7 protein-coding genes and 5 pseudogenes are annotated in these 11,829 nt (G+C 45.7%); 5 read left to right on the top strand and 7 right to left on the bottom strand.

Annotated elements, in window-relative coordinates; translation table 11 throughout:
* Positions 1–25: 25 nt before the first annotated feature.
* A complete protein-coding gene (locus DS743_RS08805) occupies positions 26–658 on the top strand; it encodes a nitroreductase family protein (RefSeq protein ID WP_035184921.1) in 633 nt (210 codons plus the stop codon).
* Positions 659–867: 209 nt separating this feature from the next.
* Here DS743_RS08805 and DS743_RS08800 read toward each other — a convergent pair.
* Positions 868–1,899 (bottom strand): annotated as a pseudogene (locus DS743_RS08800) (DNA cytosine methyltransferase); the annotation flags it as partial.
* Between the two features lie 47 nt (positions 1,900–1,946).
* The gene (locus DS743_RS08795) at positions 1,947–3,281 is read right to left on the bottom strand and encodes a dihydrolipoyl dehydrogenase family protein (protein WP_035184932.1); all 1,335 of its coding nucleotides are present in this window, start codon (positions 3,279–3,281) and stop codon (positions 1,947–1,949) included.
* A 351-nt stretch (positions 3,282–3,632) separates the two neighbouring features.
* Here DS743_RS08795 and DS743_RS08790 point away from each other — a divergent pair.
* Positions 3,633–4,885 (top strand): annotated as a pseudogene (locus tag DS743_RS08790) (ISL3 family transposase).
* Positions 4,886–4,994: 109 nt separating this feature from the next.
* Here DS743_RS08790 and DS743_RS08785 read toward each other — a convergent pair.
* From DS743_RS08785 to DS743_RS08775, 3 genes are all read right to left on the bottom strand, one after another.
* Positions 4,995–5,462 carry a hypothetical protein gene (locus DS743_RS08785; protein WP_155760724.1) on the bottom strand — a complete coding sequence of 156 codons (468 nt, stop codon included), beginning with the start codon at positions 5,460–5,462 and terminating at the stop codon, positions 4,995–4,997.
* A 92-nt stretch (positions 5,463–5,554) separates the two neighbouring features.
* Positions 5,555–6,775: a glycosyltransferase family 2 protein gene (locus DS743_RS08780; protein WP_231128254.1), complete on the bottom strand. Its 1,221-nt coding sequence runs from the start codon at positions 6,773–6,775 to the stop codon at positions 5,555–5,557.
* A 94-nt stretch (positions 6,776–6,869) separates the two neighbouring features.
* Complete coding sequence (locus tag DS743_RS08775; protein WP_231128253.1) at positions 6,870–7,301, bottom strand: hypothetical protein; 432 nt, start codon at positions 7,299–7,301, stop codon at positions 6,870–6,872.
* A gap of 76 nt (positions 7,302–7,377) precedes the next feature.
* On the opposite strand from DS743_RS08775, the gene DS743_RS08770 reads away from it, so the two are divergent.
* On the top strand, positions 7,378–8,220 hold the full coding sequence (locus tag DS743_RS08770) for an IS982 family transposase (protein ID WP_051977321.1): 843 nt from the start codon (positions 7,378–7,380) through the stop codon (positions 8,218–8,220).
* Positions 8,221–8,239: 19 nt separating this feature from the next.
* Positions 8,240–8,383: pseudogene (locus tag DS743_RS09300) on the top strand (IS4 family transposase); the annotation flags it as partial.
* A 166-nt stretch (positions 8,384–8,549) separates the two neighbouring features.
* On the opposite strand, the gene DS743_RS08765 reads toward DS743_RS09300, so the two are convergent.
* Positions 8,550–10,796: a heavy metal translocating P-type ATPase gene (locus tag DS743_RS08765; protein WP_035184923.1), complete on the bottom strand. Its 2,247-nt coding sequence runs from the start codon at positions 10,794–10,796 to the stop codon at positions 8,550–8,552.
* 250 nt (positions 10,797–11,046) lie between these two features.
* Positions 11,047–11,422, bottom strand: a pseudogene (locus DS743_RS08760) (BlaI/MecI/CopY family transcriptional regulator).
* Positions 11,423–11,685: 263 nt separating this feature from the next.
* Here DS743_RS08760 and DS743_RS09295 point away from each other — a divergent pair.
* Positions 11,686–11,829, top strand: a pseudogene (locus DS743_RS09295) (transposase); the annotation flags it as partial.

Below are 11,829 nucleotides of genomic sequence, written 5' to 3'. Positions count from 1 at the left end.
ATCGTACATTCTTTGAGGTAATAAAATGAACAACGATTTTAAAGATATCATGCAAAACAGAAAGTCTATCCGGCACTATGATTCCAGCGTGAAGATTTCCGGTGACGAATTGCTGGAAATCATTAATGAATCTATCTCTGCTCCAAGTGCCTGCAACCTGCAGTCCTGGCACTTTGTTATTGTCGACACTCCAGAAGGCAAGAAGAAGCTTCACGATTTCTTAATGCCGTTCAATTACCCTCAAGTTGACACTGCTCCAGCCACGATCATGGTTTTCGGTAACACTAAGTCATATCTGAAGTATCGTGACCTGTGGAATGGCATGGTAGAAGAAAAGAAGGTAACTCCAGAAGCACGCGATGCCGCGGTTAACACCTTCCTTCCACTTTATGAAAAGGCTGACCGGCAAATGTTAGTTGCAGACGCAATGGTTGATGCCTCACTAGTTGCCATGCAACTGATGCTGGTTGCCCGTGAACACGGCTACGAAACCAACCCAATGGCTGGCTATGATGCAAGCAAGGCTGCAGCAGAATTTGGCCTGGACCCAGAACAATACATTCCAGTGATGGCCATCTCCATTGGCAAACCGGACCCAAGTGAAGTTGTTCCAGATACTGTCCGTTATGATGTCAAAGACGTGACGGAATTCGCCTAAGTTGGCATTGCTGACGCTGAGAAAGCGATATAACTTAAACTTCCCACACCAAAAAGAACTATGAAGATGGCAAACCGGACCCAAGTGAAGTTGTTCCAGATACTGTCCGTTATGATGTCAAAGACGTGACGGAATTCGCCTAAACTTAGTCTGAATACATACAAAAAACTGTTTCCAGCTCTTACCGGAAACAGTTTTCTTATGCTCTATTAATGTTTAACTAAGTTTGCGACTTCGCTACCGCTGACATTGAAGAGGATTTCTGGCTGTAAACGCTCAGTAGGTTCAACACTCGGATAATCTACGCCTGCAAACGTCTTAAGCACGGCCATCAAAACATGCTTCATCCCCTCTGGCGGAATCGCCATACCGATTTGGCGACGAACGCTTTCTTTCCCACCAACAAATACATAGTCATCTGGGAAAGTCTGTAAACGCGCACGCTCTCTATTTGTTAGAGCGCGATTTTCACTCCAGTGATACATATGAGTGCCACCACCGCCAGAACCCGTTACCGTATAAGACGGTTTATTGAAGGTCAAACGCTTATAAATGTTGGAGAGTTTTGCCCCCTTAACATGCAAACGCAATTCTTCTGGAATAGACAACGACCATGCATTGCCACCTTCGGGGATATAATTAAGCATATCAACAGTACGTTTGTTGTGATGAGTCATTTCATTGTTTGGCGCATCAGCTGGAATCGGTGGATTAGTCAATGCTTCACCCGCCGTCTTGTAGTTAGATGGGTTTGGCGTAGTCGGTGCTGGGACATGGAACTTGATCCCCTTTTCCGCTAAGTCGTTTCTGATCCCAACAATAATGATACGGTGTCGCATCTGAGGAACGCCATACTGTTCAAACTTGTAAAAGTTTGGTGTCAGAGTGTAACCAGCTTCTTGCAATGCCTTCAAAATTTGAATGAAGGCTTCACCCTGGTTTGCCGAAGTCAGCCCACCAACGTTTTCAGCCACAAAAACTTTAGGCTGATATCTCTTCAAAACGTGTACGCCATAGCTATAAAGTGGACCATAAGTCCCTTCAAGACCTTTGTGCTTCCCCACCACTGAGTAGTCATTACATGGAAAACCGAAAATTAAAGCATCAATGTTTCCAAGCTTCTCATCGTCATCTAGATTAAACTTGCGAACGTCTTCACAGTAGACAGTCTTTGCATCTGGATCATTAAGAATGTTCAGCTTATAGGTTTCAACAGTGTTCAGTTTAATTTTACAATCGGCGAATAATAAAAAATGCCGAGTCTCCTTAAAAGAGGCTCAGCGTTTTTTTAAATCTGTGACCAGACGTCCGCTCCCAAAGTAGGGAAGAGAGGTACGATGCGGCCTAGTTGTTCAGCTGTATATTGAAACTCAATTGCTGGTAATAAAACGTTAATTGCATCGGCAGCATGTTCACTAACTTCAGCTGCTCCTACAAGATGATGGTCTTGATCGTAAATCAAGGTGTTATCACCAATTGTTTCCTTATCAACTTGGCGGAACCATCCGTCAGGAAGATGATTAGTTTTAATGGTGTAATCAGGATTTTGCTGAGCTTCTTCGACGCTCATACCAACCTGTGCGATTTGTGGTGAGGTAAAGACAATGGTTGGGATGGGCGGATAGTTGATTGCGTCAGTAGTCTTTCCTGTGAAAAGTTGGGTTAAATAACTAGATTCAAAGATCGCAGTCGGAGTGAGCTTAGGCTGTTCTTTATCAAGCACATCACCAGAAGCATAGATGTTATCAATGTTAGTTTGAAGATGATCGTTAACTTCGATCCCGTTAGCATTGTAACTAACGCCTACTTCGTCTAATCCGATGTTTTCGATGTTAGGAATTCGTCCGGTAGCATCCAAAATCCAGTCGGTGGTGAGGGTTTCGTGATCGTTATAAGACACGGTAAAATGAGAACCGTCTTCCTCAAAACGATCCACCTGAGCGTTGTAAATGAACTTCACCCCTCGTTTTTCGAGGTCGGCAATGACTTGTTTTACGTAATCTTGATTAAATTTGCGCAACGCCCGATTATGGCGTAAAAGTACAGTGACGTTCGCGCCGGCAGCATTGGCAATCGTGGCAAATTCCATGCCGATATAGCCCGCGCCAATAATTGCGATATTTTCAGGAAGCTGTTTGAGGTTCATAAAATCGGTACTGTCATGCGTAAGTTCTGAGCCCATAACATCTAGATGGTGGGGACGTAGCCCCGTTGCAATCACGATTTTGTCAGCGGTGTAGCGCTGTTGATCCACTTCGATGGTGTGATCATCAACAAATTTTCCACGACCGTGAATAATTTCGATGTCAACAGAGTCGAGTAAACCAGTAATCATGTCCGGCAAGCCGTCGATGACTTCGTGTTCATGTTCTACATTGGCAGTCCAATCCAGCTTTAAGTCACCATTTACAATGCCATCAAGGCGTTCTTGGTGGCGTAAAAGTTGAACCGGGTTGTCCAGCGTAATTTTCGCGTTGCATCCACGGTTTGGACAAGTTCCCCCGATTTTGTCTGCTTCGATAATGGCGACTTTTTTACCACTATTAGCTAGTGGAACCGCCCCGTCGAAGGCACCATGCCCCGCGCCTAAGTACAAAACATCAAATTGATAACTTTCAGTCATTTAATTACCTCTATCCTAAATTTAGGTGAATAAACAATTACCATTGTTGGCACAAGTATAGCAGAGGATAGGTGCAAGTTGCAAGCGATTGCAACTGAAGAGAACAAAAAGCAATCCTTAACTTTAAATAAGGATTGCTAAAAAAATCTTACTAACGTTTTAATGATTTAATCGATAGCATTGAAATACCACCAATCAAGGAAAAAATAAATGGGTCTACACTTTCTGGTGTTGAGAAATAATCAACACTGAACGTATAGGCCCTTTTTGGATAACGCAAAAAGACACCTACTCAGTGTCCATGCTATGCTTGTTAGCGTCGAAACCAAAAGCAAGCGAGGTTATGAGTAAATGTCCCAATACGATCCTACACTGTCCGTCCTTGGAATACCAGACCATAATATCAAAGTAGCCTTTGTTCGTCATGAATATCGCGGCAACGGGGTACGTCGCCGCCAGTATCATGTGATTGATGCCGAGCTGACTTACCGGTTAACCCGGTGCCCACTGTGTGGCTTTGTGGCTTTGGGGCCTTGCACCCTAACGGGTTTTACACGGCCCACGTGCGCGTCCTCAACGGGGTTGAAATGCCGACAGTCATTGACTTGCACAAGCAACGATAGCGCTGTCATAACTGTTACCACACAGTCAGTGCCAAGACGCCACTCGTGCAACCCAGCCACACGATCGCCGCTCACATGACAGAACGAATCATGAAGTTAGCGCATGAACGGTTGCCGGTCAAAACCGTCGCCCGTATTATCGGAATCTCAGCCTCCTCGGTTCAACGGATCATTGATCAAAATCTCAAACTCCGACCGGCTCGCCGGCTACCCACGCGACTCTGCTTTGATGAGTTCCGTTCCACTCATGGCATGATGTCGTTTATCTGTCTTGATGCCGATTCACATCGTCTGATTGCCTTGCTTGGTGGCCGATTCAATCGCACGATTAAAAACTTCTTCATCGCTCATTATTCACTCGCTGAACGCACTCGGGTCCAGACGGTCACCATGGACATGAATGCAGCTTATCAGACGATTATTCATGAGGTTTTCCCCAAGGCCCAAGTCGTCATTGGTCGGTTCCATATCATTCAACTTGCGGCTCGTGCCCTTGATCAGGTACGCGTCCAAGCGCTCAAACAGCTTGATGACAAGCACAGCCGTCCTTATAAGATCATGAAGACAAACTGGCGGCTTTTTCATCAAACTGCGCCTGACGCTAAACACAAACAGTTCCTGTTTGGTTTGAATGAAGACGTCACGCAACAGGAGGCCATCGATATCGCACTTGATACTGAGCCCAAGCTCAAGCAAACCTACGAGACCTACTTAGCGCTTCATGATGCTTTGATGGTGAAGAAACATCCCGCGGAACTGGCAAACCTGTTAGCTACTTACGAGCCAAACGGTACGGCAATGGACATGACGATCGCGACGCTTAAGCGACACAAAGTCGCTGTTCTCGCCGATGTCACCAGCCCTTATTCCAACGGTCCGATCGAAGGGGTTAACCGCCTCATCAAGTCACTCAAACGATCCTGTTTTGGCTTCAAGAATCAGCTGAACTTCTTCAAACGAATCTACCAAATCACGGCATAACATGACAAAGACGGCTCCCCAAATGGAGAACCGCCTCAAATGATAAATTTATTCTTCAACGCTAGTTGACGTAGAGCCAAAAAAATGTACTTAAGTCAGAGCTGCTGGCTTAGAAGAAGAATGGCATCCAAGCGCAGGAGCGGAAGCAACGGTTCGCTGCGAAGAATGGGCGGCAGCTGTAGCTGCGGTAGCTGTAGTAGTGAACCCGGATAATTACAACCACAACGTAACGCTGGCAAGTTGGAGTAGTTGGCTTGCTTGGTTCAGTAGGCGCAGTTGGGGCAGTTGGGGCGGTTTCGGCAGTACCTGCGGTACCTGCAGTACCTGCAGTGCCGGCAGTACCTGCAGTGTCTGCAGTACCTGCAGTAGCAGCAGTTTCAGCCAGATCGCTAGCTAACTTCTCTGAAGTTGCCGCGGTTTCAGCCTTGCTTGCCGTGTCGGCAGTAGTAGCTTCAGCAGCTTGGCTTGCAGTAGTCGCTTCGCTGGCAGTCGTTGCTTCAGTAGCTTTGCTTGCAGTAGCAGCCGTGTCAGAACTAGTGCTAGTAGTCTGTTCAGTTGCAGTTTGCGTTTTTTGCACTTGCACGGCAGTCGTGTTAGCCGCGTCGTTTATCGTTTACATCATCAGCCTTAACGCTGCTGCCAAAGGCAAAGAACATCCCTAAAGTGGCACTAGCCACCACTAAAGTTTACTTCCATTTTTTCATGAGACTTTCCTCCCGATTTTTCTCTTAATTCCATGTGTCGTCTTAACCCAGTTAGTCCGTCCGCTAATTTTTTAAAAAAAGCGATCACGATCGCCGGGTAAAGCAAGTAATTGTAAATACCAAAAGTTATCACGGTCCAAACCAGCAAGCCATATTGCCTGGTATGGCTTGCCCGCTGGTACTGCACGATGATGTAGGCGTTAAAGGGCAAATTAATCCCCTCGATCACCGCTAAGAGCGGCCAGTAGTCATCGAAATTGACCAAGGTGAAGACGAAGACAGCCAGGCTGGCGATACCCGTAAATAGCGTGATAAAAGGTATCAGCATGTAAAAAGTCATCTCCGCCTTAGCTGGCAAATTGATAAAAGGACTCCGTAGCACCCGGCTCCAGTAGCCAAATAGGCAGTCAAGCCCCCCTTGCGTCCATCTGGCCCGCTGCTTAATAAAGGGACGGAGTTTGTCGATGGCCTCTTGATAAACCACCGCATCCCCGGCATACAAAGTCTTCTTCCCCTCCATTAAAAAACGGGTACTGAACTCAAAGTCTTCCAACAAGGCGTTGCCCCATGGCCGCTGAGCCGTCACCGAGGAAACCCGGATAAACTGGCCATTGCCGGAAGCCGCCGCGTTGCCTAAGCGGTTTCTGGTGTTCTGAATCAAGTCGTTGATGACCGTGAACTCAATGTCCTGCATGATCTGCAGCCAGTTTCTGGTCTCCAGCATCCCCACCCTGGTCTGGAGCAGGTCCAGTTTTTCATCCTGGGCAAAATACTGGATAACCTTCTGGTAGCTTTCTTCCGCCATGTAGGCATCCGCGTCCAAAACGCCGCAGATCAAATGATCCCGGTCCCTGCTTTCCAGAATAACTTGCTGGTAGGCCCAGTTAAGAGCATTGCCCTTGCCTGTCTGGGCCTGGGGCAGCTGCCTTTGCAGTAGCTGAATCCTGCCGCCAGCCTGCTTGCTAAAATTTTTGACCAGCAAGGCCGTGTCGTCACTGGACGCGTCATCGATGATGACCATTTTTACATTGGGGAAATTCGCTGTTTCCCTTAAAAACAGGCGCATAGTCTGCTCGATGATGCCTTCTTCATTCATGGCCGGAACCAGCAGGATCAACTGGTAGCCCTTGGCTAACAGGGGCTCAAGTTCAATTGACTTGCCGTTTTGCCCGGCGGCCAGAAGCAAGAAGACCCAGAGCAGATAAATGATTACGCCCGTAAGTGATATTTCAAAAATTGTCTGGTTGATAAAATCAACATCCCCTTTGAAGTAATGGGGGCTACTTAACCTTAACAGCCTTGGCTGCAGTCGCTGCCGTAGCCGCGGTTGCGGCAGTTGCGGCAGTGGCCGCGGTAGCTGCAGTTGCGGCAGTTGCGGCAGTGGCCGCGGTAGCTGCAGTTGATGCAAGAGACCCGTAGCCTGGAATGCCCGGCTTGCCCGGCACGCCTGGCTTACCTGGAACTCCTGGCTTGCTTGGGATACCTGGGATACCTGGGATTACTCCCCAGCCTTCACCAAGGGCGCCGTCCCCTGCTGCCTTTTCAGCAGTCGCCGCGGTGGTTGCTACATCAGCATTTTTGGCAGTTGCGGCAGTTTGCGCTACAGCTGCCGTGGTCAATGCGTCCGCCATAGTGCTTGGCAGGCCTGTTTGTGATAAAGCAAGCAGTAATGCTGGAAGGATAGCCAGCTTAACAATCTTTTTGATGCTCATGTTTTTCCCTCTCTATCTCATCTCTATTGAGTAATAACTCTAGTTACAATACCGGTGTAAACCTTATAGTCACCATTTGCAAGTAGAGTTTAGAACTTTGTCGAAAATCTGCAAGAAACTTTATTACAAGTACGCCCCATCTCGGTTAACTCACCGCCGCAATACCAGTCTGGTAAAGGTTCCAGACTACGAGATCATTGCATTACTTGTCTGGCAAGCTGAGGAAGGTATATCTTCTCAGCGCAGATTTGCCCGTTGCTGGGGACTTTGTGGTCTTTCTAGGTCTCGTTTTAATCGCAGGGCTAGAGCGCTTCTTGGCATCACTGCTCAGATCGTCAACGATCTGAAGTCAAGAGTCGATCTGTCCAATCAGTATATGATCATTGACAGTCTACCCATGCCTTTGTGTCAGCCAATCAGAAACCGCAGAGCTAAGGTGTTTGAAGGAACAGCCAACATTGGCTATAACTCAACCAAAAAGTTTTACTACTACGGTTTTAAAGGCCATTTTTCCGTATCTCAGGACGGGTATGTTCTTGGCTATTTAATCACCAAGGAATCAATCCACGATGCAAAAGAAGCAGAAGAGCTGATTCTCAGTACCCGTCCCAAAGGGCACTTTATCTTAGGCGATGAAGGTTATATAGGCAAACGACTGCACGATGCCCTCAAGATAGACGGTTATATACTGTGGACACCTTATCGGAAAAATATGAAGGGTGCTAAGCAGCATAACAAAAGAGAGCTAATGGCAATTCGCAGAACAATCGAGAGTGTGTTTTCTGTACTAAAGTACTACGGGATTGAAAATATACTTGCAAGAAGTGTAGATGGTTTCCAACAAACTGTCGAGATAATTGTACTAACTTACAATATCAGCTACATCCTACAGAGATATGGATTCAGCTTCTTCAACTAGCACCACGCGTAATATCAGCCACTCCCTACAAATCCTGGTGGAAGCCATGTTCGAGAGTGCGAAAGAGATCTTCCAACCGACAGAAGAGCAGATGGAAAGGTTCACCAACGCTTTCATTTCACGCCTCCCGAAGTACATGCAAGAGTCTATATCGCCATCACTAGCCATCACTAGCAGCTTAATTGAATATTTACTGGCTAAACTATTGAGTTTTCAAGGCTTCATAGTTCTTTTTGGTGTGGGAAGTTTAAGTAATTAACATGATGATCATAAAGAGGAGAAAGGCCAGACTACCAGCTGATCTTTCTCCTCTTTTTGTCATCACTTAATTACACGTTTTTAATCTTTTCATCAGTCAATCCCATCGCATTAATTGCCACGATAATTGTCGACATCGCCATGACCGCAGCACCAACGGCTGGGTCTAGAATGATTCCAATAAATGACAACACACCGGCAGCGAGTGGAATTGCGACAATATTGTAGCCTGCTCCCCACCAGAGATTTTGAACCATTTTCCGATTTGTGATTTTAGCCAAATCAAGAAAATGTAAAATATCGCTGGGTTCTGATTTAACCAACACAACATCAGCGGAATCAATGGCAACATCGGTTCCGGCGCCAATTGCAATTCCAATATCGGCCGCGGCAAGACTTGGTGCGTCATTTACGCCGTCACCAACCATGATGACGTGATTGCCCTTTGCTTGATAATCAGCAATAATCTTTTGCTTATCATCTGGTAATAGGCCTGCATGAAATTCAGTCAATCCTAGTAAGTTAGCAACGTGTTCCGCGGCTTTTGGATTATCGCCAGTGAGCATTACGGGGGTAATTCCTCGCCTCTGAAGACCACTAATTAATTCCTTAGCACCCGCTTTGATGGTGTCGCCTTCAGCAACCATTCCTTGAACTTGGGTGCCCTGCAATAGGAAGCTGACGGAATTACCCTTAGCAGCCCATTTATCAGCAGCGGCCTCGTCAAACCTAATCCCTTGCTTCGTTAAATAGTTACCATTAACAATCATATAGTCAGTGCCATCAACATTACCGGAAATACCAACGCCCGGAATATTTTGAGACTTTTCAGCCGCAACGACTTCAATGTCCTTCGCTTGGGCTTCAGCAATGATTGCTTGGGCCAGCGGATGAGTCGAATTATTTTCAAGGGCGGCCAGTCGGCTTAATAACGTTGTTTCGTCAATCCCATCATTTGGAATCAATGCATTCACCGTAAATTTACCTTCTGTTAACGTGCCAGTTTTATCCAAGAGAACGTGGCTAACATGTTGACTTGCTTCAATGGCTTGGCGATTTCGAACTAATAGCCCATTTTGAGCGCCAATCGTAGTAGAACGAGAAACCACTAATGGAATCGCTAATCCTAACGCATGCGGGCAAGCAATCACGAAGACGGTCACCATGATCGTCATTGCAGTCTCTAATCCCTGGGGTAACCAGGCAAAGAAAGCAATAATCCCAACACCAAGTGCCGCGTAAAATAGATACTTGGCAACTAAATCAGCTTTATCTTCTGCTTTAGATTTAGATTGCTGGGCATTTTGAACCATTTTCATTACTTGAGAAAGATAGCCGGAGTCACCAGTACCACTAATTTTAACCGTTAGCGTCCCGTTATTGTTGGTTGTACCACCAATGACCTTATCGCCAACGTTCTTGGTAACGGCAGCAGATTCACCGGTTACCAGTGCTTCATTCACGGTCGACTCCCCAGCCGTAATAACACCATCGGCTGGAATACTCTCACCTGAACGCACTTGGACAGTTTGACCAACTTTTAAATCAGATACTGGCACTTCTTTTGTTTCACCATTATCTGTAACTAGATGGGCTGTCTTAGGCAACAGGGCCGCCATCTTTTGTAAGGCATCCCCAGCCCCCATCAATGCATTCATTTCAATCCAGTGTCCTAGAAGCATAATTAAAATCAGGGTTGCAAGTTCGAACGAAAAATCCATTACATGATTTGCCGGGTTCAAGAAGTTGTTGGCAATAAATGCGTACAAACTGTAGAAATACGAAACGGAAATTCCAAGGGTTACTAGCGTCATCATTTCAGGAGATTTATTCTGAATTTCCGCTTTAGCCCCCTTTAAAAATGGCATTCCGCCATAAAAGTAAAGTGCTGTATCAAACAAAACGATGATAATGCCAACAATTAGCGGTGAACTGAAACTAAGGATGGAAACGTTTAAACCCATGATTGGCGCTAACAGTAAAACTGGAATCGCTAAGACAACGGAGACCCAAAATTTAACTTTCAAATTCCCCATATGCATCATTGAGCCACCGTGCATCATCATGTCGGTCCCAGCCATATCCATATCACCGTGATTCATCCCACTCATATTCATAGTTTCGTGATTCATGTTCATTTGGCTGTGATCCATTTCGGCCATATCGTGGTCCATGTTCATTTGATTATGATCCGTTTCGGTCATATCGTGATCCATTTTCATGTCATCATGATCCATATGACTCATATTTGATTCATTATTTTCCATATTCTTAGCACTCATGTTTTTCATGTTCATATGGTCCTCTTTATTTGCCATGATTATCTACCCCCTAAAAATAAGTGTGCGTAGCAAAGCGGTTAGAAGCCGGAATATAAGTTCCTTGTGTGGAAATCCCCGGGCTCGGGATTTTTCCACCAGGTTCTTATATTTAGGCTTCTGCTTTGCGGAGCACCATGCCACTATATGAATGAGAATTACGACAAAAATTCATAAGTTTCCGCCATCAGAAATCCCAGATTCCGGATTTTTGTGCAGCAATCCTAAAAGTAAACAGAACACCACAGTCTTAACACGTTTGATCACCTGGCAAGCAGTTACACTGAACTTCCTCGGGCGCTGTTTTGGCCTTTTCAGCTAGAATCGCCTGTAAGTTCGCAATATCCGCCCGTGAGAGTTCCCTTGACTGAATAACGCCGGCAATTGTTGAGCCAGCCCGCATCGCACACATATGGTCAAACAAATCATCTGCCACTGCCGCCATGCTGCGCAACCGCCTGTTTTTGAATCAACCTGTGAAGTAGCGTTTTGGTTGTTGAAGCTGACCAGCCTTCTAATTCATTCATAGCATCGATTAGTTAACGACTAGTCGCATGTCCCATTGTCCAAATTGCTCTCATAACCATCCATTCAGAATCGGTGATGGTTACATTCTTTGCATCCATCCTTCAATTGGCTTCCTCCATTAATTGAATTCTAAGTTTACATTTGTAGCCTCTTAACACTTATTAGTTTACAACTGTAGCCACAATAATGCAACCTTTCTGCCAGAAAATACCATTACATTACTTAAACTTCCCACTTGCAAACGTGGGCTCGTACCTTGAAAATTCAATAGTTTAGCCAATAAAAAAGCACAAGGACTTTGTTCGCTTGATATAATTAAGTCGACCAAAACATCATCAGTATCAAACGAAAGGCTTGTGCTATGTCTAGTTTACCATTATTCGATACTAAGAACGAACCTAAAATTGCCAGTTCTGTTGAAAAGTTCTTTAAGGACTACAAAGTTATGGAGCTTCTCCGCAGATGTGGGCTCCGCAAGTCCAAAGGAATCCCGCTTTGGTCGATC

It is taken from the genome of Lactobacillus leichmannii (assembly GCF_024701915.1).
In the GTDB taxonomy this organism is placed as follows: domain Bacteria; phylum Bacillota; class Bacilli; order Lactobacillales; family Lactobacillaceae; genus Lactobacillus; species Lactobacillus delbrueckii.
This window is presented reverse-complemented; position numbering and strand designations above follow the sequence as displayed.

Bases quoted from the DNA above. Each gene is read 5' to 3' on its own strand.
- DS743_RS08805 (WP_035184921.1), top strand. From the start codon at position 26: ATGAACAACGATTTTAAAGATATCATGCAAAACAGAAAGTCTATCCGG.
- DS743_RS08795 (WP_035184932.1), bottom strand. From the start codon at position 3,281: ATGACTGAAAGTTATCAATTTGATGTTTTGTACTTAGGCGCGGGGCAT.
- DS743_RS08775 (WP_231128253.1), bottom strand. From the start codon at position 7,301: ATGAGCATCAAAAAGATTGTTAAGCTGGCTATCCTTCCAGCATTACTG.
- DS743_RS08765 (WP_035184923.1), bottom strand. From the start codon at position 10,796: ATGGCAAATAAAGAGGACCATATGAACATGAAAAACATGAGTGCTAAG.